Origin of the sequence: Halococcus salsus, from assembly GCF_009900715.1 — an archaeon.
GTDB lineage: Archaea > Halobacteriota > Halobacteria > Halobacteriales > Halococcaceae > Halococcus > Halococcus salsus.
In genome coordinates, this window is the sequence record NZ_JAAAJC010000002.1 from 40556 (window position 1) to 67345 (window position 26790).

The window sequence follows — 26790 nt, forward strand, 5'->3', positions numbered from 1 at the left end:
CGGACGGGGCGCGATGGTGGAGTGGCGAGGTCAGGCGAGCAGGCGGTCGAACGCCTCGACCATCGCCGCGACGCTCGCGCGCGTGATGTCGGTGTCGCTGGCCGCCACCGACACTGACTGGTCGTCGCGCGTCATCTCGATCTCGACCGTGACGACCGCGTCGGTCCCACCCGTGATCGCGTCGACGTGGTAGGAATCGAGGGTCGCGTCGCCCCGTGGACCGAGCGCGCTCCGAACGGCCTTGACCGCCGCGTCGACCGGGCCACTCCCGGTGCCGCTGGCGGTGCGCTCCTCGCCATCCACCACCAGTTTGACGCTGGCCGCGGGGGTGCCGTTGCCGCTCGCGGCCGTGAGGTCTTCGAGTTCGACCCGGCGCTCGCGCTCGCGACCCTGTACGGTTTCGGCGAGCGCGAGCACGTCGGCGTCGGTGACGCGCTTGCCCGTGTCGCCGAGGTCGGTCACGCGGTCCGTGACCTCCGCGAGTTCGTCGGGGCTCACCGCGACCTGGTGTTCGGCGAGCGCGGCCTCGACGCCCGCCCGACCCGCGTGTTTGCCGAGCGCGAGCCGTCGTTCCCGACCGACGGTTTCCGGCGGATAGGGTTCGTACATCGCGTCGTCCTTCAGCTGGCCGTCGGTGTGGATCCCCGACTCGTGGGTGAAGGCGTTCTCGCCGACGACGGCCTTGTTGGGCGCGAGCGGGATCCCCGTGAAGTCCGCGACGGTTCGCGCGAGGTCGTACAACCCTGTTGTGTCGACCGTCTCGACGTCGTAGCCCTCCGCGAGCGCGATGGCGACCTCTTCGAGCGCGACGTTGCCCGCACGTTCGCCGATGCCGTTTACCGTCGTGTGGACGAGGTCGGCCCCCGCCGCGAGCGAGGCCAGCGCGTTCGTCACCGCCAGCCCGAGGTCGTCGTGGGTGTGGGTGCTCGTCGGGCCGAGTTCGGCCAGCGCCGAGACGGCCTCCATCGTTCGCTCGGGGGTCGCGTAGCCAACGGTATCGCAGTAGCACACCCTATCCGCGCCCGCTTTCAGGGCTTCACCCATGAGTTCCGTGAGGAACTCGGTGTCGGCGCGGCTCCCATCCTCGCCGAGTACCTCGACCCAGAGGCCGTGGTCGCGGGCGTACTCGGTGAGCTCGACGGTGGTCTCGACGACCCCGCCACGGGTGGTGCCGACTTTTTGCTCGATGTGGCGCTCGCTCGCGGGCACCACGAGGTTGACCCCGTCGACCCCGCAGTCGAGTGCGAGGTCGATGTCGGATCGGATGCCGCGGCAGAAGCTCGTGACCCGCGCGTCGGGGTTCGACTGGGCGACTCGCGAGATGGTCTCGCGCTCGCCCGCGCCGGTGCAGGCGCTCCCGGCTTCGATCACCGAGACCCCGGTGGCATCGAGCTTGCGTGCGATCTCGACCTTCTGGTCGGGCGAGAGCGACACGCCCGGGGCTTGTTCCCCGTCGCGAAGCGTCGTATCGAGAAACTGTGCGTCAGTATCGGACAGCGGAGTGGTTTCGGGGGAGCCCCCGAATAAAACGTTCACCGGTCATGATAGCCATTCACACCGCCGCACGGCACCGACTTAAACCGGCGTGTTGTGACAGATGTTGCTGTGGGCGCGATTCGATAGCATGGTAGGAGATAACGTAGACAATTTCGAATTCGATGGTGGACGGTGGCGGTCTGCGGTATTGCGGTTGGCGCGCGGGAGCACGCGGAGCGTGCGACTCGCGCGAGGGATGAACGACGCGAGGGCGGAGCCCGAGCGGAGTGAATCGGCTGGGGAGGATGTGGCGCGGGGTGGTGCGGTGGCGGGAGCGGTCTCTCGTTTGGAACGGGATTTGCCAACAGCGAATCAGTCAGCCCAGAAACCAAGGAAAAACGAACAATCGAGAAAAAGGCCGATCCCGGGAACCTACTCAGAAAGCTGCGCAACAACAGAGCGAGCGAGTACCTCGAAATCCGCTGACTCCGGCACGACGTCCACCGAGACCCCCTCGCGCTCGGCGGTCGCGCGGGTCGGCTCGCCGATAGCGCCGACCACACAGTCCTCCAGCCCGTCGACCGCCGCCGCGCGAACGCCGCGTTCGTCGGCCGCCGCGAGGAAGTTCTCGACCGTCAACGAGGAGGTGAACACCGCGCCGTCCAGTTCGCCCGCCGCCGCGAGCGTCGCCGACTCACCCGCCTCGGGAGGAACGACGAGTTCGTAGAGAACCGTCTCGTGGACGTACGCACCGGCACGTTCGAGGCCGTTCGTGAGCACCGGCGAGCCGTGGTTGCTCCGGGCGACTTCGCAGCGCTGGCCTGCGACCCGGTCTTCGAGCGCCGCCACGAGCCCGACCGACGAGAACTCGTCGGGAATCAGGTCCACTCGATACCCCGCCGCGCGGAGCGCCGCGGCGGTCGCGTCGCCGATGGCGCACACCGTTCCCGAGGGTTGCCACCCTGCCGCGGCAGCGAGCTCCACACCGGTCTTGCTCGTCACGACGGTGAATTCACTGTCCTCGCGCGGGGCGGCTCCCGTGGCCTCGACCGCGAGCATCGGGTCGGGAACGGGCTCGACCCCGAGCGAGTCGAGCAGCGAGACCGCCCGCGCGAGGCGGTCGTCGTCGGGTCGGAAGATGGCGACCTTCATGGTTACGAGCGGGTGGCGAGCGTCTCGCGCTCGCCCACGACCCCACCGATCACGGTGATGGCGGGTGGTTCGATTTCGGCCTCCGCGGCGACCTCGGTGATGGTCGAGAGCGTCCCGGTGACGACCCGCTGTTCGGGTCGGCTCGCGCGCTCGACCAGCGCGACGGGCGTTTGAGAATCCATCCCGGCCTCGCGGAGCGCGGCGGTGTAGTCCGGGAGTTTGCCGACGCCCATCAGCACGACGATGGTACCACCAGTAGCGGCGAGCGCGCCCCAGTCGACCGCGGATTCGTCCTTCGTCGGGTCCTCGTGGCCCGTCACGAAGGAAACACAGGAGGCGTGATCGCGGTGGGTCGTGGGGATCCCGGCGAGTTCGGGGCCCGCGAAGGCCGAGGAGATACCGGGCACGACGTCGAAATCGACCCCGTTCGCGGCGAGGTGGCTCATCTCCTCGCCGCCGCGCCCGAAGACGAATGGGTCGCCGCCCTTCAGTCGGACGACCTCGTTCCCTTCCTGGGCGAGTTCCACGAGACGGTCGTTGGTGTACTCCTGGCTCGTGCGTTCGCCGCCCGCGCGCTTGCCGACGTCCTCGCGTTTGCCCTCGGGGATGGTCGAGAGGATCTCGGGGCCCGGGAGCTTGTCGTGGAGCACCACGTCGGCCTCGTCGATGAGTCGGCGAGCCTTGATCGTGAGGAGTTCGGGGTCGCCGGGGCCGCTCCCCACGAGGTGCACGATGCCGGTCATGTCGCCCGTTTCGCCTCCTCGTCGGCGTCGCGGGCGCGTTCGATCAGTTCGGCCGCGCCATCGTCGGCGAGTTCCGCCGCGAGGTCGCGCGCGGCTTCGGGATGGCGTTCGACGGGGAGGTCGCGCGTCGCCGCCACCTCCTCGGTGCCGTCCTCGCTGAGTACCCGAACCGAGGTGTGGACGTAGCCGCCTTCGAGCACCGCGTAGGCCCCCATCGGCGCGACACAGCCGCCACCGAGTTCCTCCAGTACGACTCGCTCGGCGGTGGTCTCGACCCTGGTTCGTGGGTGGTCGAGCGCGTCGTTCAGCGTCGTCGCGAACGCGTCGTCGCGTGCCGTCACCGCGATCGCGCCCTGGCCGGGGGCCGGGACGAACTGTTCGGGGGGAAGTGCTTCCGTGTGGACGTGGCGGTCGAGACCGATCCGTTCGAGCCCCGCCGCCGCCAGCACGATCGCGTCGAACTCGTCCTCGACCTCGCGTTCGAGCGAGCGACGTTCGATCTCGGTCAGGTCCTCGAACCACTCCTGTGGCGTGCGCTCGAAGTCCACCGGGTCGTCGTTCCCGTCGTCGCCGTCTGACTCGTCGTTCCCCTCGCTCTCTTCGGCCGCCTCGACCCGTCGTTCGTGCTCGCGCTGGCGATGCGGCGCGAGGAGTTTCTCGATCCGCGTGTCGACGTTGCCGCGAACCCCGAGCACGTCGAGATCAGGCCGGGCGGCGAGGAGCTCGGCCTTCCGTCGAAGGCTCGCGGTCCCGACGGTGGCCCCCTCGGGGAGGTCGGAAAAGGACGTTCCGTCGGGCGTGACGAGCAGGTCGCCCGGCGCGGCGCGTTCGGGGACCCCCGCGACCACGAGGTCCTCCATGTCCTCGGTCGGGACGTCCTTCATCGAGTGGACCGCGGCGTCGCAGTCGCCGTCGAGGACCGCCTCGTCGAGCGCGCGGGCGAACGCACCGGTCTTCCCGAGTCGGCGGATAAGGTCGTCGCGGAGCTGGTCGCCGGTCGTCTCGATCTCGACGAGCTCGACCGTGCGGCGGCGGGTTTCGAGTCGGTCCTTGACGGTGCTCGCCTGCCGGAGCGCGAGGTCCGAGCTCCGCGTCGCCAGGCGAACGGTGTCCTCGCGTGTGTTCATACCCCGACTCGGGGGTCGGGGTTCAAACCCCCTTCGAGAGACGCCAGTCGCCACACCGCGAGCCGTCCCCGGTGGCCGACTCGTGGACGAGGATTTATATCGGATACCGGGGCCACCCGTGGTATGTCGAAACACGCGTTCAGCGACCTCAGGACCGCGGCGTACTGTCCGCGGCAGTGCTACTATCGTCGCCAGGAGGACGACCGCGACCCGCCGCCCGAGGTCGAGACGCGTCGCGAACTCGCCTTCCGATACGAGGAGCTGCTCGACGAGGCGGACCTGGCGACCGAGCCGATAGCGGTCACGCCGACCCAGTTTCGGACCAATCTCTCCTGTGCGAAGGCCCGCTTCGACGCCTTCGACGAGCTCTGCCGTCCCACCGAGCGCGACGTGTTCCTCGACGGCAAGGAGTGTCGCGGGGTCGCGCACAAGGTCCTCGACCTCGACCCCCCGGTACCGTCGCTGGTCTCGGCCGGGAGTCCACCGGAGGACGGCGTCTGGCATCCCCAAACCGTCCACGCCGTCGCGGCGGCGAAAGCCCTCGCGTGGGAGCGCGAAACCCCGATCGAGCGTGCGTTCGTGGAGTATCCGACCTACGGAACGATCCGCGAGGTCCGACTCACGACCCGGCGGAAGGCCGCCTACCGCGCCACAGTTCACGTGCTCGACTCGATCGACGGCCCGCCGCCGCGTCTCGCCAATACCGAGAAGTGCGAGTCCTGCGAGTATCGCGGCGACTGCGGTGTGAAGACGCGCTCGCTCCGGTCGCTGCTCGGGTTCGGTTAGTTTCGTTCGATCCAGGCCTCGATCTCGTCGGCGAGCGCCCCGCGACGGTGGATCGTCCCCGCCGAGACGTCGACCACGGTGCTCTCGGTACCGGGGAGTTCGCCGGCGTCGAGCACCGCGCCGCACGCGGTTCGAACCGAGTCGTCGATCTCGTCGACCGTTCGCGCACTCCCGGTTCCGCTCCGGTTCGCGCTCGTGGCGGTCAGCGGGCCGGCTTCCCGAAGGAGGTCGAGCGCGACCGGATGGTCCGGGATCCGTATCCCGACGCGCTCTCGCCCGCCGGTCAGCGCCTCGGGGATCGCCCCGCCCGCCTCGACCACGACGGTGACGGGACCGGGGAGGAACGCCCGCATGAATTCGACCTCTCGATCGGTCGGGTGAGTGTATTCGGTCGCGCGCTCGACGCTCGCGACCCCGAACGACACGGGGTCGTCGCGCGGTCGGCCCTTCGCCTCGAAGACGCGTTCGACGGCCGGTTCCGAGAGCGCGTCCGCACCGAGGCCGTAGACGGTCTCGGTCGGGTAGACCACCAGCTCCCCGCTCCGGGCGCTCTCGGCCGCCCGTTCGACTCGCTCTGGGTCCATCAGACGTCGTCGATGGCGGCCTCGATCGCGTCGTAGTCGGGGAAGTCGGGCCACTCCGCGGCGACCCAGGCGTACTGGATCGTGCGCTCGCCGTCGATCACGAAGGCCGCGGGACGTGGTTCCTCGATCCCCGCCATCCCGTCGAGGTCGTTGACGATGCCGTATTCCTCGGCGACGCCGTTCTGCGGGTCCGAGAACACTCGCGCGTCGACGTCACGGTCCTTGAGGAGCCGTTTGTGCTCGTAGGGCGAAGAGATCGAGAGCCCGACGACGGTGATCGCGTCGGTCCAGCCACGGTCCCGGACCTCGTTCCAGATGTAGGTCGCGGGGAACGCACCGTCCATCGAGTGGAAGAGCAGGAGGAGTGGTCCCTCGTCGGTGAGTTCCGAGAGCGCGACGTCCTCCCAGAACTCCGCGTTGACGAGCGGCCGGGTGAAGTCGGGGGCCGCCTCGCCCGCCTCGGGGTTGTCGGCGGGGTCGAGGTCGACCACGTCGAAGTCGGGCATCAGGCGGCTCCCTCGCCGTAGGTACCGTCGAGGTACTCGACGATGTTCGCGCTCTCGGACATCGTGACGCCCGTGTTGGGGTCGTCGATCGCGGGGACGGTCCGCTTGCCGCTGACGCGTTTGACGACCGTGCGCTCGGAGTGGAGCGGTTCGATGAACCGCGATTCGTACGCGACGTCGAGCTCCTGGAGTCGACGGACGACGCGCTCGCAGAACGGGCACGCCTGGAGCCGATAGAGGGTGATCGGGTCGGTCGCCTGCGGCTGACTCATGGCTTCGAATTGGAACGAGACCCGCCTAAGCCCTTCGCCTCAGCCATGCGAACGTTTAATCCCCGGCCCGGATAACTCCGCGACACTGATGAGTTTCACCCGGTTCGTGCCGTCCGTGTCACCCGTTCCGGTCCGAGTCGATATCCTCGGGTTCTCCATGTCGGAGACGACGTTCACAGCGATCGGCGTCGTCGTCATCGTGGTGTTGATCGGGCTCTCGGCCTTCTTTTCGTCGTCCGAGCTCGCGATGTTCTCGCTCGCCTCCCACCGGGTGGAGGCGGTCGTCGAGGAGGGAAAGCCGGGAGCGGACACGATGCAGCGCCTCAAGTCCGACCCCCATCGACTCCTGGTGACGATCCTCGTGGGGAACAACCTCGTCAACATCGCGATGACCTCCATCTCGACGGGGTTGCTCGCGATCTACCTCTCACAGGGGGCGGCGGTCGCGGTCTCGACGTTCGGCATCACCGCGCTCGTGCTCCTCTTCGGCGAGAGCACGCCGAAGTCCTACGCGGTCGAGCACCCCGAATCGTGGGCGCTCACGGTCTCGCGCCCGCTGTTGTACGCCCAGTACGTCCTCCTCCCGCTCGTGGTGTTGTTCGATTACCTCACCCGGCAGATCAACCGGATCACCGGCGGCGGGACGGCGATCGAGACCTCCTACGTGACCCGCGACGAGATCCAGGGTATGATCGAGACCGGCGGGCGCGAGGGCGTGATCGAGGAGGACGAACGCGAGATGCTCCAGCGGATCTTCCGGTTCAACAACACCATCGCGAAGGAGGTGATGACGCCCCGGCTCGACGTCACCGCGGTGGACGCCGACTCCACCGTGGACGAGGCGATCGAGACGTGTATCCACAGCGGTCACGCCCGGATCCTGGTCTACGAGGGCGACCTCGACAACGCCATCGGCACCGTGAACATCCGCGACCTGGTTCGCGAGGACAACTACGGCGAGTCGCGCGACCTCGAACTCCGGGACCTGATCGAGCCGACGCTCCACGTCCCCGAGTCGAAGAACGTCGACGAGCTCCTGCGCGAGATGCGCGCCGACCGCCTCCGGATCGCGATCGTGATCGACGAGTTCGGCACCACCGAGGGGATCGTCTCGGTCGAGGACATGATCGAGGAGATCGTGGGCGAGATCCTGGAGGGCGGCGAACGCGAACCCATCGAGCGCATCGACGACGACACCGTCCTCGTGGCGGGCGAGGTCAACATCGAGGGCGTTAACGACGCGCTCGGGATCGAACTTCCGGAGGGCGAGGAGTTCGAGACCATCGCGGGCTTCATCTTCAACCGGGCGGGCCGGCTGGTCGAGGAAGGAGAGACCATCGAGTACGAGGAAGTCGAGATAACCGTCGAGTCGGTCGAGAACACCCGGATCACCACCGCGCGTGTCCATCGACTACCCGAATCGGAGATGGACGAGGCGGACGCCAACCAGGTCGAAGCCGACGTCGGCGAGGATTAGTTGGTCGTGAAGTCGGTGTCCTGTTCGGGTTCGGGGGCCTCGATACCCTCGGCGGCCTCGGCCATCTCGGTCCGTTTCTCGGTGGTGACGTGCCAGCGGTCGACCCGGTCCTCGTACTCCGCGAGGCGCTCCGAGACCTCGTCCTTGAGTTCATCGTCGTTGACGTTGACCTCGAAGACGTAGCCCGCGTACTCGCCGTCGCGCGCGCCGTCGGTGCGCTGGAGGTTCGCGCTCACGAGTTCGTTGTCGAAGTAGTAGGGGGCGACCTGCGTCATCACATTGCGATAGACCGTGTCCTCGACGGTGCGGATCGCCTTCCGCCCGACCGAGTCCGCCGCGCGCGCGACGTACTCGACCGAGTCCACGACCGACTCGGCGACCTCGTCCGGTTCGTCGATGTTGGCGGCGGACGCCGAGAGCATCTCGCCGGCGCTCCGGAGGTCGTCGTTGGGGTCCTTGCCGGCGCGCTCGCCCGCTCCTTCGTCGATACTCGCCTGCTCGGCGGTCTTCTCGTTGACGTCCTCGTCGAGGCGCTCGTGGTTCTTCGGTCGCCACTCGTCCCACTCGGTGAAGGCCTCGCCGTCGCCGGCACCGAACTCCACGAGCGCGTTCGTGATCCGCTCGCCGTGCTCGACGATGTCGTGCCATCCACCCCGCTCCTTGAATCCCGAAATACTCTCTTCCATCTACAGTCCGTGAGGGGCCCGCGGCTCGACTGCTGGCCGCGAGGCCGGCGCGTGTTCGTCCCGTCCCCGCCTCGCCCCGGCGGGGGTCGCCGTGCGACGCGTTCGTTTCATCGGCGGGCCGTAGGTCAAGCCGCCGTTTAAACGTTCCCGTGGCGGTCGCCGGTCACAGAAGACCGAGCGCGTCCACGACCGTATAGAGCAGGTCGCCGTAGACGAGCGCGAGACAGAGCCCCGCGAACAACGCGACCAGGAAGGGGATCCCCGGCGACACCCAGAGGCGCTCGCGGGCGACGACCGCATCGAGCGCTTCCCGAAGACGGGCCGGCGTGGTGCCGTAGGCGTCGCCGTCGAGACCGTCGAGGAACGCCGCCGCCCCCCACTGGTCGGCGTGGGTGACCGCCCGTCCGCCGTCCGTGATGGGTCCGACGGCACCGTCGCCGGGTGGATGGGGCTCGGCGGGGAGGCTCGCGGGGTCGCGGGCGCGGTCGGGCGTGGCCCGGAGGTCCCGGAGGCGCTCGCCGCGCCACGCGAGGTACATCCGGAGGGCGTCGAGGTCGAGACCGGCGTCGAGCCCGTTCGGGCGGGCGAGCAGCCGGCCGTGGGTCGTGGGAAGCGCGCGCCAATCGACGGGGCGGCCGACGAACCCCGCGAGCGAGAGCCGACCCGCGAGCGCGTTCCGGACGAACAGGAAGAGGGGGACGAGGCCGGCGAGCAACACCGCGTCGGTGAGTATCGAGAGCGAGAAGGCCCCGCTGACCGGCGAGAGCGGGAGGGTCGTCGTACCGAGGAGATAGGCGGGTGGGAGGGGAAAGAGCACGCAGACCGCCGCGAGCGCCTTCGCGTCCGCGCCGCCGAACGCGCCGAGCCACCAGAACGCGAAGCCGAGCGGCGCGACCACGCCGACGCCGACCGCCACCCGAAGGGCGAACAGCCCGGGGGCGGCGGTGTCCCACGCGTCCCACGTGAGCAGGACGGCACCGAACGCTACCAGGGGAAGCCACGTCCGGTTCGGCACGCGGCGGGTCCGGAGGTCGCGAGCGGCAGCCCACGCCAGCACCGGCAGCGAGAGCAGGCGGAGCAGGTCGGTAGCCCCGTTCACGGTAGACGGGACGAGCGATAGCACATAGCTTTTACTCTAGTCGAACCGGCCCGGGTGCGGGAACGGGACGGCCGCGTCGTGGCGGGCGGTAGCGGGGCGGTCGGCCGTGCTGCGGTGCGGTCGCGGTGCGGACGGGTGCGGTTCCTGGTGTCTCGGCGAGCGCCGAAGGCGCGAGCCGAGGCTCAGGAGAGCGGTGTTCTCCTGGCGGATGAAGGGCGAGCGAGGGGAGGTTCGACTGAAAGGAGGACCTCGGACGCGAACGGGGAGCGGAGCGATCCGTGAGCGCCCGGAGTGAGCGAGGGCTTCGGCGGTGCGGAGGCGGTCGCGGAAAGCGATAGCGTCCACACGAGCGGAGCGAGTGTGGTTCACCGCGAGCGAGGCGGAGCCGAGCGAGCGGCCCTTTTTAGTCCGCCGGAAGACGCGAAGCGTCTTCCGAGCTGCTCGAAAACGCTTCGCGTTTTCGGCATCGCGAAACGCGGAAAGCGTTTCGAACGACTTCGTTCGCGCTCCGCGCTCACGAAGACAGGTTTCTACCTCGTCGGGTTCGCCATTGGCGAACCGCTCCTCGGTGAAAAGTGGAGGTCCCGGAGACGGTGATCCGCCCGCACGCAGCGACCACGGCGGGTGTGGCCGTGGCGTTCGAGGTGGACCCCGTCGAGGCCGGCGTTCCAGGCCGCGCCGACGTCGTGTGCGCCGTCGCCGACGAACGCGCCGCGACCCGAGACACCCATCTCGTCCATCGCGAGTTCGACGGGTGCCGGGTCGGGCTTCCAGCCGATGTCGCCGGTACAGCAGACCACGGTGTCGAAGCGGTCGTCGAGGTCGAGCTGGGCGAGGACCGGCTCCGTGAGGTAGCGCTGGCAGTGGGTGACGATCCCGACGGGGACATCGAGGGCATCGAGGAACGCGCGGGCGTCGTCGTGGAGGTAGGTCGCGGCGGCGCGCTCCGTCGGGTCCTCGACGGCGTGGAGGGTCTCCCAGAACCGTTCGACGTCCACGTTCCACGACCGTATCAGGGCGTTTCGCTGGCCGGCGAGCCCGTGCCAGAGGATCTCGGCCTCCTGATCGGTGAACGGTCGGTCGAGGCGCTCGCCGACGCGGTCGAGCAGCCGGCGGACGTAACCCGGTTCGACGTCGACGAGCGTGCCGTCGAGGTCGCACAGCCAGAAGTCGTACCCGGTGGGGTCCATCGAGGGGACCAGCTACGACGGTCGGGAATAAATCAGTTGTGTCGCGGTACCAACCCACTGATTCCCGAGGACGACTGGATAGCTATCGGTCACGAACGGGGCGTGAAGGGAGGAGAAACCGTGGGGCGGTAGGTATATCCGTCGCGATCGCCCATTCATATGTGCATCAGTGATCACGATCATCACAATCACTAGCCAGCCCCCCACGGGGCAGTTCACTCACTCATGGAGGACACAGACAAATACCTGATTCACGCGGACGTGACCGCCGAGGGGGTGGTCGAACGGAACGACGTCGTCGGCGCGATCTTCGGGCAGACCGAGGGGCTCCTCGGCGACGACCTCGACCTGCGGGGGCTCCAGCAGTCCTCGAAGGTCGGCCGGATCGACGTCAGTATCAACTCCCAGAACGGCCAGTCGTTCGGCCGTATCACGATCGCGAGCGGGCTCGACAAGGTCGAGACCGCGATCCTCGGTGCATCGCTCGAAACCATCGAACGCATCGGGCCGTGTCGCTCGACGGTCTCGGTCGAGCGGATCGAGGACGTTCGAGCCGCGAAACGCCGAACGGTGGTCGAGCGCGCGAAGTCGCTGCTCGGCGCGTTCGAGGAGAGCACGATGAGTTCAGCCGAGATCATCGACGCGGTTCGCGAGAGCGCCCGCACCGGCGACATCACGACCTACGAGGGCCTCCCCGCCGGGCCGCGGGTCGCCGAGGGCGATGCGGTCATCGTCGTCGAGGGTCGTGCCGACGTCCTCACCCTGCTCGGCTACGGCGTCAAGAACGCCGTGGCGGTCGAGGGCACCAACGTCCCCGACGCCGTGGCCGAACTCACCGGTCATCGAACGACCACCGCCTTCCTCGACGGCGACCGCGGCGGCGACCTGATCCTGAAGGAGTTGACCCAGGTCGGCGACATCGACTACGTCGCGGTCGCGCCCGCCGGCAAGAGCGTCGAGGACCTCTCGCGCGAGGAGGCGCTGTCGGCGCTCCGCGAGAAGGTCGCCCACGACCTCGTGGTCGAGGCGGGGAACGCGCGCGAGGCGGTCGCCGCGACCGACGGGAGCGCCCGGCCCGCGCCGCCGATGCCCGAGCACGAATCGACCAATCCCGCGACCGACGAACCGACCGCCGAACCCGCCCCACGCGCCGGGCCCACCGAACCATCGACCCCCGATCTCGGACCAACCGAACCGACCCCGACCGCCGAAGCGGACGTGTCGGAGCCGGAGCCGACTGCGGGCACGGCGGCGGACGTGGGGACGGCCACCGAAGCCGATCAGGACTCGGTCGAGGGCGTCGGGAACGAGGACGGAGCTGAGGACGGATCGGCGGCCGACGAGGCGGACGAAGCGACCACGCTCGGCGGCCACGTCGAGCACGTCATCGGCGACGGGATGGAGGTCGCTCGTCTGCTCGACGGCGAGTTCGCGGTGCTCGCGGAGGTCGAGGCGAGCGAGACGTTCGACGCGCTCGCCGAGGGGTCGGCGGTTCCCGCGACCGTCGTGCTCGACGGCGAACTCACCCAGCGCGTGCTCGACGTGGCGGCCCAGCGCGGGGTCGGACAGGTCGTCGCCCGCACGACGGGCGAGTTCGTCAAACAGCCCACCGACGTTCGGATCAGAACCGCCGGTCAGCTCCCCGAGGCGTCGTCCGATACCGAGTCGGACTGACGGACGAGACGAACCGCGTCACCGTCTTCGTAGTAGCCGGGGAGCGATTTCTCGACCCGGAAGGCGTGTCGTTCGTAGAAACGCCGAGCGCGTTCGTCGTCCGCCCGAACGGTGAGTCGAAACGCGCCCCCGCGGGCGAGGAGGGATTCGAGGAGCGCCGAGCCACGGCCCGCGTTCCGGTGGTCGGGCGCGACCGCGAGTTCCACGAGGTCGGTGGGGTCGTGACCGACTGCGAGCGCGTAGCCCGTCGGCCGCCGGCCGGCGACGAGCACGGTGGCCGCCCCGCGAAGCCCGGCATCGAGGAGCGAGGGCTGGGGCGAATCGAGCGACGCCGCCTGGATGGCGAGGAGCGTGGGGCGGTCGGCGGGCGTGGCGGGTCGGACGTGGGTCACAGCGGGGCGAGCCCGACGACGACCGCGAGCACCGCACACACGACCGCGGCGACGAGGGTCGTGAGGAAGTTCACGGCGGTGTTGCCGACGCGGTGCTCGCCGAGGTCGGGGGCGAGTCGCCCCACGACGGCGTCGATCCGGTGGTTCTCGACGAGCGCGCCGAGGAGGCTGTCGACCAGCGTGCCGACGACGCCCGCGGCGCAGATGACGAGCGCGCCCGCGGGCGAGGTCCCGAGCGCGAGCACGGCGAGACCGGCGACCAGCGCCGCGCCGCCGACCCCCGCGAGCCCGCCCTGCCACGTCACGCCACCGTCGGTCCCCGGCGGGACGGGTTCGAGCGTCGTGACGAGTCGGGGCGTATCGTAGAGCCCGCCGACCTCGCTCGACAGGGTGTCGGCCATCGCGGCGGCGAGCGAACCCGCGAAGACGTAGAGGAATATCGCGCGCGGCATCGGGAACAGCGGGCTCGCGGCGTAGCCGACGACCGCCGCGAGCGCGACCGCCGCGTTCGCGAGGACGTTGGCGCTCCCGCGCGCGCCACCGTTGGCCTCCGCGAGGCCGCGTTCCTGCTTTCGGTCGTAGCCGAACCGGGTCGAGAGCCCGCCGATGCCGAAGAAGGCGATCAGGAGCGCGAACCAGCCGAAGCCGCCGAGCACCACCATCACGAGCGCCGCGAGCACGCCCGTCAGCATCCCCGAGACGGAGGCGACCCCGAGCGCGTAGGCCAGCCCGCCGAAGCCCGCCGAGACCACGACCGCGGCGAGGACCGTCGCCGGCGAGGGGTCGATCGGGAGCGCGGTGAGGAGCCAGACCGTCAGCCCCGCCGAGAACAGCACCAGCGCGTCGTCGCGCGGGGAGAGCCCCGTCCGAACCAGGGCGGCGACGAGCGCGGCGTTCGCAGACAGGAAGGCCACGAACGCGGGCCGGGAGACCAGGTCCGGGGTCGCGAGGCCGACGAGCAGCTGGCCGGCGAGCCCCGCAGCGGCCCCGACGACGACGAACGCCGTCGTAGCGAACGCCGTCGAGCGATAGCCCTCGGCCACGGCCTCCGCGAGGTCGCCCGCCGAGAGGACGAGGACGCTGACGAGGAACACCGGGAGCGGGAGGTCGAACAGCGCGACCAAGAGTCCGAGCCCGGCGGCGGCGAGCGAGAAGCCTACGAGGCCGTAGAGCGTGTGCTCCTCGTGCTCGCCGGGGCGGGCGAACAGCTCGAACACGGGACCGTCGTCGATGACGAACGCCGCGAGCCCCGCGACGACGACGAACGGCGCGGCGCTCGCGGGGCCGAGCGCCGGGGCGGCGAGCGCGAGCGCGCCCACGACCGCGAACCCGCCCGCCCGCCGAACTCTTCGATTCACTGCCCGGTCACTGGCCGTGTTTTCGCGGATGGCCACTTAACCCTCCCGAAGGTGAGAGAGCGCCGAACCCCGCGATTGAGTCGATCCGCACTGCAAAACACACGATGATGACGACACGAACCCACGGAACGGCGCGATTGCTCCGACACAGCCGCCGGCGGTACGGAAGCGGTACGGATGCTGTGGCGCGCGCTCGCGGTCGTGCGCGAGTGAAACGAGCGCCGACCGCGGACACTGTGCGAGGGATGAGCACCGCAGCGAGCCGAAGGCGAGCGAGGAGCGCAGTCGGCTGGGGAGGCGTGTGGCTGTCGCGGGGCAGTGCGGTTGCGGTTCTCATTTGTGTCGGGTAAGTGGCGGACGAAGCGGTGCGGGCAAGAGTTGGACGGAGCGGTGCGGACAGGAATGCGGACAGAGCGGTGTGGACAGGAATGCGGACAGAGCGGTGTGGACAGGAATGCGGACGAAGCGGTGTGGACAGGAATGCGGTCGAAGCGGTACGGACAGGAGCGCAAAATGACCGACGAGAAACGACACCGGAGAACCGACGAGAAGCAGCGATCAATATCCAACACTGCCACAACCGTTTCGAGTCGGATGATTTAGGCCACATCACCACCACACCTCGCTGTGGGACTCTACGACCGGTATCTCGCGGCACGGGTTCGCCGAAACGACGCGCCGCTCCCCGAGCAGGTGGCGGTGGTCATCACCGAGCGCGACCTGCTGGAGGGCGGCGCGTACCGGACCCTCGAATCCTTCTTCGGGTGGGCGTTCGAGTACGGTGCCGAGCGGGTGCTGGTCTACGTCAGCGTGCTCGACCCCGGTGCGGTGCCGACGATCCGACGGGTGATCGAGCGGTGTGAGGCCCCGCGGCCGGTCGCGGTTCGGGGCCCCGACGACGCCGAGCGCGCCGACAGCCCGATCCAGGTCAGCATCGGCCTCGGGGGCAAACACGAGTTCGCGGCGGCGGTTCGCGACGTCGCCACCGAGGTCGAGTCCGGCACGCTCGCGGTCGAGGAGATCGACGGCGAGGCGATCGAGAACCGGTTAGTGTTCCCGACCGACCCGGACCTCGTGATCAAGACCGGTGCGGAGCGCCTCTCGGATTTCATGATCTGGCAGTCGGTCTACTCCGAACTCTACTTCACCGACGTCAACTGGCGGGACTTCCGCGAGCGCGACTACCTCCGGGCGCTCCGGGACTACCAGAACCGACAGCGCCGCTACGGCAAGTAAGCCCTCGTTTCGAGTCCGGGAACGCCCGTGATCGGGAGAATCGTACACAACCTTCATTGCTCGTCGAGCCGAACTGTTCGTGAACGATGAACGGACATGCCACCGGCGGGAGACGGTCGCGGTTCGGTTTCGCCGGGCGAGCGACGGGTGTGCTCGGGATGGTCGTTGGACTGCTCGGCGCGGGATACCTCGTCACCGTCGGCGTCGTGCCGTACCTGTTCTCGACGGGCGACAGCCTCGCCGTGGCGAACGCCCCCACGATCCTCGCCTGGTCCCTCGTCATCGCAGTGACCGCGGTCGGCGTCGGGTACTGGGCGTGGACCGCGAACGTGTGGAAGCTCTGTGGCCTCGCCGCCGCTTTGTCGGTGGTCTCGGTGGTCTCGCTCTTCAGTATCGGGAGAGTGGTCGTCCCGTTCGCGGTGCTGTCGGTGATCGCTGGCGTCCTGTTGACCCTCGAACGGACGGCGTGAGAACGGAGCAGGCTCCTGAGTACCGACTCCGGTCGACGGATCCGACGTCGCCAGCCGTCCGGAGCGGTCCCGTCTCCCTCAGTCCGAGGCGACCGGGTCGGGGTCGGTATCGGTGGTCTCGATGCCGTCGAGCGCGCCGCGTGGGAGGTACTCGGCTAGGCGCTCGACGATGGCGCGGGCCTCGTCGAGTTCCGCGCCGCCGACCGCCCGAACCAGCGCGAGCGCGCGCCGCGCGCGGGTCCGCCGCCAGGAGTGCTCGCGCGACTCGTAGGTCCGGATCGCGCGCAGGAAGTCCTTCTTCGCGAACGCGGGCCAGTAGGGTGTACAGAAGAAGACGGCGGCCTCGTTGCCGTTAGCGTGCCACGGCAGGAAGTTCGAGGTGCGCTCGTCGCCGCCGGTCCGGATGATGAGGTCGACGTCGCGCGCGGGGCCGTTGGCGAGCCGGTGTTCGACCTCCTCGACGTCGATGTCGCCGGGCGCGAGGTCGCCGGACTCGACTGCGCGGGCGGCGTTGCGCGCCGCTCCGAGGAGTTCGGTGCGACCGCCGTAGGCGAGCGCGATGTTGAGGGTGAGCTCGTCGTAGGCGCGCGTCCGCCGTTCGGCGTAGTCGATGGCGTCGCGGAGGGAGTCGGGGAGGCGGTCCGTCTCGCCGATGGCGCGTATTCGGACCTCGGAGTCGTGGACGCGGTCGGCCTCGGCGAACTCGTGGAGCTTCTCCTCGAGCATCTCGAAGAGGTGTTCGCGCTCGCCGGCCGGCCGGTCGAAGTTCTCGGTCGAGAAGGTGTAGAGGGTGAGCTCCTCGACGCCGCACTCGGCACACCAATCGAGGACCGCTTCGGTGGTTTCGGCCCCGGCGCGGTGGCCGTCGGCGGCGTCCTTGCCGTGCTCGTCGGCGTAGCGTCGGTTGCCGTCCTGTATCACCGCGACGTGGCTCGGCGCGCCGTCGACCTCGCGCTGCAACAGTCGCTCGTAGGTCCGGTTCAGGAGGGTCCGGGTTCGCGAGGACATCGTTCACGGGGGGAACTCGGGGCGAAGGGATGAATCTTGTGACATGCGTATCGGGCGAGCGAGAGTCGGAACGGACGAACGGGCGTTCCAGGCGGATCGTGCGTCGTCTCAACACGGCGGGTGGTGTTTGCGCAACTTTTTATGTACCCGGCACGTCGGGTCGAGTGCAATGGCGTCAGGTACGGTTGACTTCTTCAACGACACGGGCGGCTACGGCTTCATCGAAAGCGACGACTCCGAGGAAGATGTGTTCTTCCACATGGAGGACGTCGGCGGCCCGGACTTGGAGGAAGGACAGGAGGTAGAGTTCGACATCGTGCAGGCTGACAAGGGACCGCGGGCGGAGAACCTGGAGCGGCTGTAAACATGGCAACTGGAACAGTGGACTTCTTCAACGACACGGGTGGCTACGGCTTCATCGAGACCGACGAGGCCGACGAAGACGTGTTCTTCCACATGGAAGACGTCGGCGGCCCGGACCTCGAAGAGGGACAGGAAGTCGAGTTCGACATCGTGCAGGCCGACAAGGGCCCGCGCGCCGAGAACCTCGAACGACTGTAAACGAACGGCGTTTTCATGCTGCTCGGTCACCGAAGCGGTGCGGTCGGGACCGAGGAGCGTATCTTTTCCCGGCCCGAGCGACGGGTATGAGCGAACTCATCGACGAGGACCTCTACCAGCGAGCGAAGGCGCTGCTCGAACCCGGCGAGATCGAACTGAACGGATTGGTGCTCCACACCGACTTCGACCAGACCGAGGAGAGTCTGATGCACCGTACGACCGTCGAGGTGGGCGACACCATCGCCGCCCACGCCGAGTCGGGCGACACCTACGTCTTCTCGGGCACCGACGACCCCGATTTCGGGCTGAACCAGCACCAGGGGCTCACCCTCGCCGACGACGACTTCGTCTGGGAGTGCCAGCAGCTCCTCCGTGAGGGGACCTACGACGTGGTGTTCTACTACGAGGCGAGCGCCGACCACGAGGCCATCCTCGACGACCTCCGGGACGCGGGCCACGAGGTCACGGGCGTCGAGGGATGAGCGGGGCGCTTATCCGCGGCGCGGACCTCCCACAGCCATGAACGACGCGGACGCCGGGATCGACCTCGACGAGCGCGACCGCGCGGTCCTCAACGGGTTTCAGGGCGGCTTTCCGACCGTCGAACGGCCGTTCGAGCCCGCCGCACGCGCGCTCCGCGAACGCGGCATCGAGGTCTCGGCCGACGAACTCGTCGAGCGGGTCCGACGGCTCGACGACGAGGGAACCCTCTCGCGGTTCGGCGCGCTGATCGACGCCGAGGCCATCGGCGGCACCGCGACGCTGGTGGCGATGCACGCCGACGAAGAGGCGTTCGACGCGGTCGCCGAGCAGGTCAACGCCCACCGCGAGGTCGCCCACAACTACGAGCGCGAACACCCGTACCTCAACATGTGGTTCGTGGTCTCCGTCGCGGACGAAGAGGAGGTCGAACGGGTGCTCACCGAGATCGAGGCGGAGACGGGCGAGGAGACCTACAACCTCCCGAAGGAGCGCGAGTTCCGGGTCGAGGCGAAGTTCCTGTTGGACGGGCCGATCTCGGATGGCGACCTCGACCTCTCGGGTCTCGGCCCCGACGTCGAGCCCAGTAGTCGAAGTTCGCTGACGCCCGCCGAGCGCGACCTCGTGGTCGAACTTCAGGGCGGGCTCCCCATCACGGCGACCCCCTACCGCGACGTCGCCGACGCGCTCGGGGCGGACGTCGAGTGGGTCGTCTCGACGATCAAGCGGTTCGTCATCGAAGGCAAGGTCCGACGGGTCGGCGTGGTGCCGAACCACTACGCGCTGGGCTACACGGAGAACGGGATGACCGTCTGGAACGTGCCCGACGACCTCGTCGCCGAGGTCGGTCCGGCCATCGCGGAGCTCGACTTCGTGACCCACTGCTATCAGCGCCCGCGCCACGAGGGCGTCTGGCCCTACAACTTCTTCGCGATGACCCACGGGCGGAGCGAGGCCGAGAGCCAGCGCCGGGTCGAGCAGGTTCGCGAGCGAATGACCGGGTTCTTCGAGGTCGACGAGGACGACTGGGACACCCTCTTCTCGACACGGATCCTGAAGAAGACCGGCATCAGGATGGCCGAGCGTGCCGCCGCCAACACCGACGAGGGGGAGGGCGCGAGTCCCGAAGCTGCCGACGAGCCGACCACGAAATGATACCGCTGCTCCACGATTTCGCCGGGTCGACGGTCCTGGTCTTCGGCGGCGGCCGGGTCGGCGCGCGGAAGGCCCGCCGGTTCGCGCGCGAGGCGCGGGTCGTGGTCGTGAGCCCGACGTTCGCGGACGCGGCGTTCGGCGACGTGGAGCGGGTTCGGGCCGCGCCGACCCCCGACGACGTCCCCGAGTGGTTCGACCGGACGAACCCGGCGCTCGCGGTCGCCGCGACGGACGACGACGACCTCAACGACGCCGTCGCGCGGGCGGCGCGCGAGCGCGGGTGTTTGCTGAATCGGGCGGACCGGAGTCGGAGGGGGAACGAGTCGGCCGATGGAGCCGCCAGGGGTGAACGGAGCCGCGAGGTGGTCGTGCCCGCGACCGTTCGCGACGACCCGGTGGTGATGGCGGTCGCCACGGGCGGGCGGAGCCCGGCGCTGAGTCGCTACCTCCGCGAGCGCTTCGAGACGGAGTTCGCGGGCGCGGGTGCGATGGCGGACCTCACGGGCGAGATCCGAACGGAGCTCCGCGACCGATATCCACCCGAAAAACGGCGGGCGGCGGTCCGGGCGGTGGTCCGGTCCGATCGGGTTTGGAAGGCTTTAGGTGACTCAAGCACCAACGCAAAGCAAGAGGCACATTCAGTGATCTGCGATATGCTCTCGGGAGGTGGCGGTCGATGACGGTGGCTACCGGCGTGATCTCGGGCGTAAGCCTCGCCCACGGCACCGCGAGCGTCGAGCAGATCGAGGCCGCGTGCGTGGCGGACGACCACGCCGCCGTCGAGGCGCTGCTGGCGCACGACGGGGTTCGGGAGGCAGTCTGCCTCCAGACTTGCAACCGGTTCGAGGTCTACGTGGTCTCCGACGACCCCGAGCGGGGTCGCGAGGTGGTCACCTCGGTGGTCGAGGAGTTCCCCGACGAGGCGGTCGTCGACCTGAGCCACGAGGAGAGCCTGCGCCACCTCATGCGGGTCGCGTGCGGGCTCGAATCGCTCGTGCTCGGCGAGGACCAGATCCTCGGCCAGGTCCGCGAGGCCTACACGGCCGCGCGGTCGGTTGGCGGCATCGGGCCGGTCCTCGAAGAGGCGATCGAGAAGGCGATCCACGTCGGCGAGCGCGCCCGCACTGAAACGGAGATCGGCGAGGGCGTGGTCTCGCTCGGCAGCGCCGCCGTCGAACTCGCTGCCGACGAGCGCTCGCTGGCCGAGGCCACCGGACTGGTGATCGGCGCGGGCGAGATGGGGACCATCGCCGCCCAGTCGCTCGCCCGGTCGCTCGACCGACTGCTCGTCGCCAACCGCACCGAGGCGAACGCGGCGCACGTCGCCGACCAGGTCGAGACCGACGCCGCGGCGGTCGCGCTCGACGAGCTCCCCGACGCGCTCGCGGTAGCCGACGTGGTGGTTTCGGCGACCGGCAGCCCGAACCTCGTCGTCGACGCGGCCGACCTCGACGCCGCCGGCGAGACGCTCTTCATCGACATCGCCCAGCCCCGCGACGCACCCGCCGCCGCCGCCGACCTCGACAACGTCGACCTCCGCGACCTCGACGCGCTCGAATCGGTGACGGACGAGACCCGCGAGCGCCGTCGCGAGGCCGCCGCCCGGGTCGAGGCCATGATCGACCGGGAGTTCGACCACCTGCTCGCCCACTACAAGCGCGCCCGCGCCGACGAGGTCATCGCGTCGATGTACGAGAACGCCGAGCGGATGAAACACCGCGAGCTCTCGCGCGCGGTCTCGAAGCTCGAGGCCGACGGCCTCACCGACGACCAGCGCGCGGTGGTCGAGTCGCTCGCCGACACACTGGTGAGCCAGCTCCTCGCCGCCCCCACGAAGAGCCTCCGGGACGCCGCCGAGGCCGACGACTGGACCACCATCAACAGTGCGCTCCGGCTGTTCGACCCCTCCTTCGACGGACCGAGCATCCCCGAACCCGAGACCACCGAGGTCTCCGCCGAGACCCGCCACGCGCTCGCGACCGCGGTCCGCGAGCACCTCGACGACTAAACCCCACCTTTTGCTGCGCTTCGCTCGCTAGCGCTCGCTTCGCTGGCAAAATGTGGATCAAAAGCGCGTCGGGTTCCCTCCGGTCACCCTCGCGCCCGCTCACTCACTTCGTTCGTTCACGGTACAACCACTATCGTCCCGCATCCGCAAGCCGCACCGCTGACCACCTCCGTACCGCAACCGCACCGCCGAAGCCCTCGCTCACTCCGTTCGCTCGCCCTTCATCCACCAGGGACGCAACCACCCCGCCACCGCATCCGTCCGCACCGCGACCGCACCGCCGCCGCACCGCAACCGCTGTGCCGCAACGCTTTCGCCGAACCGGAAGCGAGGGGTCGTCATGAGCACCATCGACGAGAAGCGCGTCCACGCCGCGAACACGGACCCGCTGACGCTGTTCGTCGCCACCGACGTCGGCCTCGTACGCGTTGCCGTCGCGGGCGAGCGCGTCGGCGAGATCGGGCTCCTCGACCGCCGACCCGCCCACGACGTGGCGACGGCCGACGAGACCATCGCCGTGGCGACCGACGAGGACGTCCTGTTCGGCGAGGACCTCGACGAGACCGGCTTCGGCCCCGCGACGGCCGTCGGGTTCTCGAACGACCTCGTCGCAGCCGCCCCCGACGGCACCGTCGCGCGACGAACCGACGACGAGTGGCTCGACTGCGGCCAGCTCGAAGACGTCAGAGCCATCGACGACGACCTGCTCGCCACGCCGGACGGCGTCTATCGCCTCGCCGACGACGAACTCGAATACGCGGGGCTCGACGACGTTCACGACGTCGCGGGAGGCACGCCACGCGCCGCGACCGCCGATGGACTGTTCCGCCTCGGAAACGGCTGGCTCGACGAACTCGACGGCCGCTTCGGGATGGTCGCCAGTGGCCCGTCCGGAGTCGCACACGCCGCCACCGAGACGGCGTTCTACGCCTTCGACGGCGAGTGGACCCGTGTCGAGGCGGTCGAACGGCGGGTCGTCGACGTCGCTCGCGGGGTTTACGCGGTCTGTGCCGACGGAACCCTCCTGACCGCCACCGACGACGGCTGGCGCGAACACCCGCTCGGCACGCCCGGCGCGCACGCGGTGGTCGCGCGCCCGGACCGAAAACCCGTTTAGCTGCCCCGCGAAGGGGTGGACATGATCGTCAGCGCCTCCACCTCACAGTCACTCGCGAGTGCGCTCGCCGCCGAGACGGGCGAGCCGCTCGCGACGACCACCGTCGAGCGCTTCCCCGACGGCGAGTTCCAGGTCTCGGTCCCCGAGTTCGACGCCGAACGCGCCGTCGTGGTCTGTGCCACCACGACGGCCGACGCCCACCTCGAAGCGCTCCAGCTCCAGGACGCGGTTCGCGAGGCGGGCGCGACGGAGGTCGTCACCGTGATCCCCTATCTCGGTTACGCCCGCCAGGACAAGGCGTTCGAACCCGGCCAGCCGGTCTCCGTCCGAGCCATCGCACGGGCACTGAGCACCGGCACCGACCGGGTCGTCACCGTCACTCCCCACGAGGACTCCGTCCGCGAGTTCTTCGACGTTCCCTGCACGACCGTCGACGCCGCCGGCGTCCTCGCCGACCCGCTCCCCGACCTCCGCAACCCGGTCTTCATCGCGCCCGACGCGGGCGCGACCGACCTCGCCGCCACCGTGCAGGACGCCTACGGCGAGGGCGCGGTCGACCACTTCGAGAAGACCCGCCACAGCAGCACGGAGGTCGAACTCGAACCGCACGAGTCGGCGGTCGCCGACCGCGACGTGGTGCTCGTCGACGACATCATCGCCACCGGGTCGACGATGGCCGGCGCGGTCGCCCACCTCCAGGAGGGCGGTGTCGGCCGGGTGTTCGTGACCTGCGTGCACCCCGTGCTCGCGGGCACCGCACGGCTCCGGCTCGCACGCGCGGGCGTCGAGGCCGTCTACGGTACCGACACCGTCGAACGCGCCGAGACGACCGTCAGCGTCGCGCCCGCCGTCGCCGACGCGCTCGACGGCTGACCGACGCGAACGCTACTCGTCCCGAAACAATCCGTGGATCGGCCGGTTCGAGGTCGCTGCCCGACTTGCAGCGGTCAGGAACGCGAGAACGGGAGCTTGTGGTCGAGCGCGCCGGCGACGAGGTTGCGGTTCTCGCGGGCGAACTCCCAGAGGAGGGAGGCGTCCTCCCGATGGAGGAGCTTCGCCATCGCGAGGAGCTTCCCGCCGTTCGCGGCCGCGAGGGTGTCGGCGCTGAGCTGGTGGAGGTCGTGGATCAGCCGGTCGTAGCGCTCGGTCGGGGCGTGGTAGAGGAGGTGGGTCATGAAGAGACGGAGCTTGACCTTGGGCGCGACGTCGCGGTGCCAGAGGTCGGCGTAGACCCCGATCTCGTCGGCCGAGGTGTCCTTGACCCCTGTGAGACACCGGTCGGCGGTGACCGCCGCCGCCCGTCCGGATTTCATCCCCTTGTGGATCCCCTCCCCCCAGAGCGGGTCGATCGAGGGGACGGTGTCGCCGACGGCCATGAAGTTGTCCGTACAGAGCTTGGCCGGCGGCTGGATGTGGGCGGAGCCGCGGTGTTGTTTGCCCTCAATGCGTTCTGCGTTCGCGAACCGCGGGTCGTCGGCCAGCCAGTGTTCGAAGTAGTCGTCGATGCGGGTCGACGCCGACTGGGGGTGGTACTTCTCGTTCTGGATGTAGCAGATGCCGACCTTCGCGGTGTCCTCGCCGGTGTGGAAGATCCACGAGTAGCCGCCGGGAGCGATGTCGTGGTCGAGCCGGAGCATCATCGCGTCGCTGAGGTCGGCGTAGCCGGGGTGGTCCATCTCGACGCCCTCCATCTCCCACTCGATCCCGATCGCCTGGTACTTCCGTTCGAGCTCGCTCACGCCGAGCTGTTTGGCGAGCGGGGCGGCGGGACCGGTCGCGTCCACCACGATGTCGGCGTAGACCTCCTCGTCGCCGTCGTACCGAACCCCGACGACCTCGCCGTCGTCCATCAGGGGTTTCGAGACGCGGGAATCGAAGCGGTAGGTCGCGCCCTGCTCGCGGCCGTCGCGAACCAGGAATCGCTTGAAGTTCGGGAAGTCGAGCACCGCACCGGGCTGTTGGAGCGTGAAGTCGTCGGTCGCCGACTCCAAGACCACGTTCTCGGTGTAGTGCATCACGGCTTCGTCCGGGATCCCGAACGAAGCCATCATCGACGGGAACGTGCCGCCGGTCGATTTGTTGCTCTGGGCCGGGAACCCGTCTTCGGCTTCGGTTTCGAGAACGAGAACGTCATAGTTTCGCAGAGCGAGATCGCGCGCACACTGCGCGCCGGCGGGACCAGCGCCGGCGACAACGACGTCGAATCGATCCGTCATACGGGTAGGTCCGCCGGAATACTATTCAATCTTGCTAGCTGGGCTTCTCGGTGTGCCAATCATGTCCGGTCCGTGTGGGCCGATTCGGTCCGGTGGTCGGTGATATCGGTAATGATCGGGAATCGCCACTTCTTCCGATCGAACGGGCGACGAGCTGCGGATCGGCCGGTGGAGACAGCGGGATTCGGGGGAGTGACTTTCCCACACCCGAATCGACCCGTATCCGAGCGTGTCGGGGAATAGCAGAGGACGGGTCGGATCCTGTTCAGACCGAATGGAGGGTCGGACCGAGTACGGAGAGCAGTAGCCACACGAGGCTACAGAGGAACGCTGCGAAGATGAGGACCGCACCGAGAAATACCAGAAACGTTCCGACACTGGAACCGACGAACTCGCCAGTGAGCCACACGAACAACCCGGCAATGCCACCAACAGCGCCCTGCTTGAAGCGTGCCTGCCATTGGACAAGCCGGTCCGAGCCCCGGTCACCGCCGCTTCCCAGTAGCGTGTTGTCGGCAACGGCGGTATCGAGCTTCGGTGTCATATCCCGATGTTTTGGGCCCGAGCATATACGCTCGTTGACGCCGAAGTCCTTCCGGCGGACGGTCCACATCGCACGCTATCCAGTGATCAGGATCAGACGACGGTTAGGCGTCGAACGGTTTGCTTCCACTGTAGCGGTACGTAGCGTACCCAGAGCCAGTGCGCGCCCACGCCACCGAAGACGAGCAGCACCCACGAGAACATCTGCCGATGACGCACACCGGTCCCGAAATTGGCCGTTCCGAGCCCGTAGAATGTGACACCGAGAACGAAGTACGTCAGGAGGCCGATGGTCGCGACGCGGTCGCGTTTGAACGCGACCACGACACCAGCGACGCCGGCGAACGCATAGAGAATGTTCGTTAGGCCCTCGAACATCACGGGAACGTCGAGCACCGAACCGATCTGCCACGGAAACGGTGTGAACAGGAAGTACGCGGCACCGATAGGGGCGAAGCTAATCAGATCGAGGAGGGTATCGAATCGAACGCCGCTGAGATACACCGTCCGTCCGCGTGCACGGGCATCTCTGAAGAAGTTGAAACGCCCGAGGAGGAGTTCCCTGAGAACCCAAGCACCGACACCACCAGCGACCACCGCGAGGGCTGCGACGGCCTTCCCCCACCACGTCTTCGAGTAGTAAGCGATGCAACCGGCACCGATGGCGGCGACGTACAACGGGAGATTGTACTCCCGTAACAGCGTCGCGAACGCAAGTAAGCCACCCGAGAGAACCACGAGAGCGACGGTCTCTCGCGAGCGACTGCTGGCAAACGGGACTTGACCGTGGTCACTTACGATGAGCAGCAAGCGGGCAGTGGTGGTTACGCTGAACAGGACAGCTGCCTCGCGGAGTAGCGAGCTCTGAACGAGCACGATACTCGGGTAGACCGCGAGCGGGACACCGGTCAGGAGGCCAGCCATCGGCGTCCCGAGCCGCCGTGCGATCAGGACCGCGTTGTAGACGGCGCATGCACCGAGCATCGCGATGAATATTCGGGCGAGAACGGGCCCGCCAACGGGAAGGAACCAGAAAGGCGAGAGCACCGAGCTCCAGATCTCGTAGGTATCGGTGTATCGAGTCGCCGTCGAAAGCGTGCCGGAGAGTATCCGCTGAGCGAGTATCCCCGCCACGACGGAGAATCCGGTGGCATCGGCCTGCGAATACGGACTGATACGGAAAACGGCCAGCGGGATCGCCAGCAACCGGAGGACGAACGCGAGGCCGAAGAGCGTCCGTGGACGCGCGAGGAACTCCAAGATACTCTGGGCCGAATATGAGTGGCCCCGTGTATCAGTGAGACGAGAATTCATTGGTGCCAGTCCTAGGTAGTATTGCTTTAATACTTTGGTACGGAACGTCGACAGTGGCCCCTTCTAGCACGGATTGAATACGGGGACTACGTTCGCAACCGATTCCGACCCCTGCCCAACCGCTGTTCTCAGTATAACCTCAGGTGCGGTTTTGCGGATG

The 26790-nt window shown here is 68.6% G+C and carries 29 protein-coding genes; 13 read left to right on the top strand and 16 right to left on the bottom strand.

Translation table 11 applies throughout. The features are described 5' to 3' along the window. Positions 1 to 30: 30 nt before the first annotated feature. The 4 genes from GT355_RS07330 to hemC form a co-directional block, all read right to left on the bottom strand. Positions 31 to 1536 carry an alpha-isopropylmalate synthase regulatory domain-containing protein gene (locus tag GT355_RS07330; protein ID WP_160134063.1) on the bottom strand — a complete coding sequence of 502 codons (1506 nt, stop codon included), beginning with the start codon at positions 1534 to 1536 and terminating at the stop codon, positions 31 to 33. 372 nt (positions 1537 to 1908) lie between these two features. After that, positions 1909 to 2628, bottom strand: coding sequence for a uroporphyrinogen-III synthase (locus tag GT355_RS07335; protein WP_160134064.1), 720 nt, complete (start codon positions 2626 to 2628; stop codon positions 1909 to 1911). 2 nt (positions 2629 to 2630) lie between these two features. Further along, complete coding sequence (gene cobA / locus GT355_RS07340; protein ID WP_160134065.1) at positions 2631 to 3371, bottom strand: uroporphyrinogen-III C-methyltransferase; 741 nt, start codon at positions 3369 to 3371, stop codon at positions 2631 to 2633. Then, positions 3368 to 4498: a hydroxymethylbilane synthase gene (hemC, locus tag GT355_RS07345; RefSeq protein ID WP_160134066.1), complete on the bottom strand. Its 1131-nt coding sequence runs from the start codon at positions 4496 to 4498 to the stop codon at positions 3368 to 3370. Before hemC ends, cobA begins: the two co-directional genes overlap by 4 nt. Before the next feature lie 123 nt (positions 4499 to 4621). Here hemC and GT355_RS07350 point away from each other — a divergent pair, with 123 nt between their 5' ends. Then, positions 4622 to 5284 (top strand): CRISPR-associated protein Cas4, encoded by a 663-nt coding sequence (locus GT355_RS07350; protein WP_160134067.1) that lies wholly within the window; start codon positions 4622 to 4624, stop codon positions 5282 to 5284. On the opposite strand, the gene GT355_RS07355 is transcribed toward GT355_RS07350, so the two are convergent. From GT355_RS07355 to GT355_RS07365, 3 genes are read right to left on the bottom strand one after another with little or no spacing between them, the layout of a single operon-like run. Beyond that, positions 5281 to 5868: an L-threonylcarbamoyladenylate synthase gene (locus GT355_RS07355; protein ID WP_160134068.1), complete on the bottom strand. Its 588-nt coding sequence runs from the start codon at positions 5866 to 5868 to the stop codon at positions 5281 to 5283. The genes GT355_RS07350 and GT355_RS07355 overlap by 4 nt on opposite strands. Beyond that, positions 5868 to 6374, bottom strand: coding sequence for a redoxin domain-containing protein (locus GT355_RS07360; protein ID WP_160134069.1), 507 nt, complete (start codon positions 6372 to 6374; stop codon positions 5868 to 5870). The genes GT355_RS07355 and GT355_RS07360 overlap by 1 nt, the downstream gene beginning before the upstream one ends. Next, positions 6374 to 6646: a glutathione S-transferase N-terminal domain-containing protein gene (locus tag GT355_RS07365; protein ID WP_160134070.1), complete on the bottom strand. Its 273-nt coding sequence runs from the start codon at positions 6644 to 6646 to the stop codon at positions 6374 to 6376. Before GT355_RS07365 ends, GT355_RS07360 begins: the two co-directional genes overlap by 1 nt. Before the next feature lie 88 nt (positions 6647 to 6734). Here GT355_RS07365 and GT355_RS07370 point away from each other — a divergent pair, with 88 nt between their 5' ends. Next, positions 6735 to 8123, top strand: coding sequence for a hemolysin family protein (locus tag GT355_RS07370; RefSeq protein ID WP_160134071.1), 1389 nt, complete (start codon positions 6735 to 6737; stop codon positions 8121 to 8123). Here the strand turns inward: GT355_RS07370 and GT355_RS07375 are convergent. The 3 genes from GT355_RS07375 to GT355_RS07385 form a co-directional block, all read right to left on the bottom strand. After that, entirely contained in the window at positions 8120 to 8809 is a 690-nt protein-coding gene (locus tag GT355_RS07375; protein ID WP_160134072.1) for a DUF5828 family protein, read from the bottom strand. The genes GT355_RS07370 and GT355_RS07375 overlap by 4 nt on opposite strands. A gap of 163 nt (positions 8810 to 8972) precedes the next feature. Next, positions 8973 to 9908 carry an A24 family peptidase gene (locus GT355_RS07380; RefSeq protein WP_160134073.1) on the bottom strand — a complete coding sequence of 312 codons (936 nt, stop codon included), beginning with the start codon at positions 9906 to 9908 and terminating at the stop codon, positions 8973 to 8975. Between the two features lie 530 nt (positions 9909 to 10438). Next, positions 10439 to 11098: an HAD family hydrolase gene (locus GT355_RS07385; RefSeq protein WP_160134074.1), complete on the bottom strand. Its 660-nt coding sequence runs from the start codon at positions 11096 to 11098 to the stop codon at positions 10439 to 10441. 225 nt (positions 11099 to 11323) lie between these two features. Here GT355_RS07385 and dnaG point away from each other — a divergent pair, with 225 nt between their 5' ends. Continuing rightward, a complete protein-coding gene (gene dnaG / locus GT355_RS07390; RefSeq protein ID WP_160134075.1) occupies positions 11324 to 12772 on the top strand; it encodes a DNA primase DnaG in 1449 nt (482 codons plus the stop codon). Here dnaG and GT355_RS07395 read toward each other — a convergent pair. After that, positions 12733 to 13164, bottom strand: coding sequence for a GNAT family N-acetyltransferase (locus GT355_RS07395; RefSeq protein WP_160134076.1), 432 nt, complete (start codon positions 13162 to 13164; stop codon positions 12733 to 12735). The two genes, dnaG and GT355_RS07395, sit on opposite strands and share 40 nt — an antisense overlap. Next, a complete protein-coding gene (locus GT355_RS07400) occupies positions 13161 to 14522 on the bottom strand; it encodes a DUF92 domain-containing protein (RefSeq protein ID WP_160134077.1) in 1362 nt (453 codons plus the stop codon). The genes GT355_RS07395 and GT355_RS07400 overlap by 4 nt, the downstream gene beginning before the upstream one ends. Positions 14523 to 15149: 627 nt before the next feature. Between GT355_RS07400 and GT355_RS07405 the strand changes: the two genes are divergently transcribed. Continuing rightward, a complete protein-coding gene (locus GT355_RS07405) occupies positions 15150 to 15758 on the top strand; it encodes an undecaprenyl diphosphate synthase family protein (protein ID WP_120072844.1) in 609 nt (202 codons plus the stop codon). 86 nt (positions 15759 to 15844) lie between these two features. Next, the gene (locus tag GT355_RS07410) at positions 15845 to 16228 is read left to right on the top strand and encodes a hypothetical protein (RefSeq protein ID WP_160134078.1); all 384 of its coding nucleotides are present in this window, start codon (positions 15845 to 15847) and stop codon (positions 16226 to 16228) included. A 78-nt stretch (positions 16229 to 16306) separates the two neighbouring features. Here the strand turns inward: GT355_RS07410 and uppS are convergent, their stop codons facing one another. Beyond that, the gene (uppS, locus tag GT355_RS07415) at positions 16307 to 17236 is read right to left on the bottom strand and encodes a polyprenyl diphosphate synthase (protein ID WP_160134079.1); all 930 of its coding nucleotides are present in this window, start codon (positions 17234 to 17236) and stop codon (positions 16307 to 16309) included. 169 nt (positions 17237 to 17405) lie between these two features. Here uppS and GT355_RS07420 point away from each other — a divergent pair, with 169 nt between their 5' ends. The 8 genes from GT355_RS07420 (at position 17406) to prs (ending at position 23430) form a co-directional block, all read left to right on the top strand. Continuing rightward, complete coding sequence (locus GT355_RS07420; RefSeq protein WP_007695559.1) at positions 17406 to 17600, top strand: cold-shock protein; 195 nt, start codon at positions 17406 to 17408, stop codon at positions 17598 to 17600. Positions 17601 to 17602: 2 nt separating this feature from the next. Further along, positions 17603 to 17797 carry a cold-shock protein gene (locus GT355_RS07425; RefSeq protein ID WP_120072840.1) on the top strand — a complete coding sequence of 65 codons (195 nt, stop codon included), beginning with the start codon at positions 17603 to 17605 and terminating at the stop codon, positions 17795 to 17797. 86 nt (positions 17798 to 17883) lie between these two features. Then, complete coding sequence (locus GT355_RS07430) at positions 17884 to 18279, top strand: DUF5778 family protein (RefSeq protein ID WP_120072838.1); 396 nt, start codon at positions 17884 to 17886, stop codon at positions 18277 to 18279. Positions 18280 to 18316: 37 nt separating this feature from the next. After that, positions 18317 to 19432, top strand: coding sequence for a siroheme decarboxylase subunit beta (gene ahbB / locus GT355_RS07435; RefSeq protein WP_160134080.1), 1116 nt, complete (start codon positions 18317 to 18319; stop codon positions 19430 to 19432). Then, on the top strand, positions 19429 to 20112 hold the full coding sequence (locus GT355_RS07440) for a precorrin-2 dehydrogenase/sirohydrochlorin ferrochelatase family protein (protein ID WP_160134081.1): 684 nt from the start codon (positions 19429 to 19431) through the stop codon (positions 20110 to 20112). Before ahbB ends, GT355_RS07440 begins: the two co-directional genes overlap by 4 nt. After that, positions 20109 to 21440 (top strand): glutamyl-tRNA reductase, encoded by a 1332-nt coding sequence (hemA, locus tag GT355_RS07445; RefSeq protein WP_160134082.1) that lies wholly within the window; start codon positions 20109 to 20111, stop codon positions 21438 to 21440. The genes GT355_RS07440 and hemA overlap by 4 nt, the downstream gene beginning before the upstream one ends. Before the next feature lie 340 nt (positions 21441 to 21780). After that, positions 21781 to 22557 carry an HVO_0234 family beta-propeller protein gene (locus tag GT355_RS07450; RefSeq protein WP_160134083.1) on the top strand — a complete coding sequence of 259 codons (777 nt, stop codon included), beginning with the start codon at positions 21781 to 21783 and terminating at the stop codon, positions 22555 to 22557. 21 nt (positions 22558 to 22578) lie between these two features. Continuing rightward, positions 22579 to 23430, top strand: a complete 852-nt coding sequence (gene prs, locus GT355_RS07455; RefSeq protein WP_160134084.1) for a ribose-phosphate diphosphokinase — start codon at positions 22579 to 22581, stop codon at positions 23428 to 23430. A 74-nt stretch (positions 23431 to 23504) separates the two neighbouring features. Here the strand turns inward: prs and GT355_RS07460 are convergent, their stop codons facing one another. The 3 genes from GT355_RS07460 to GT355_RS07470 form a co-directional block, all read right to left on the bottom strand. After that, positions 23505 to 24773: a digeranylgeranylglycerophospholipid reductase gene (locus tag GT355_RS07460; RefSeq protein ID WP_160134085.1), complete on the bottom strand. Its 1269-nt coding sequence runs from the start codon at positions 24771 to 24773 to the stop codon at positions 23505 to 23507. Between the two features lie 265 nt (positions 24774 to 25038). Beyond that, on the bottom strand, positions 25039 to 25317 hold the full coding sequence (locus GT355_RS07465) for a hypothetical protein (RefSeq protein WP_160134086.1): 279 nt from the start codon (positions 25315 to 25317) through the stop codon (positions 25039 to 25041). 92 nt (positions 25318 to 25409) lie between these two features. Further along, positions 25410 to 26630, bottom strand: a complete 1221-nt coding sequence (locus GT355_RS07470) for a hypothetical protein (protein WP_160134087.1) — start codon at positions 26628 to 26630, stop codon at positions 25410 to 25412. Positions 26631 to 26790: the final 160 nt, after the last annotated feature.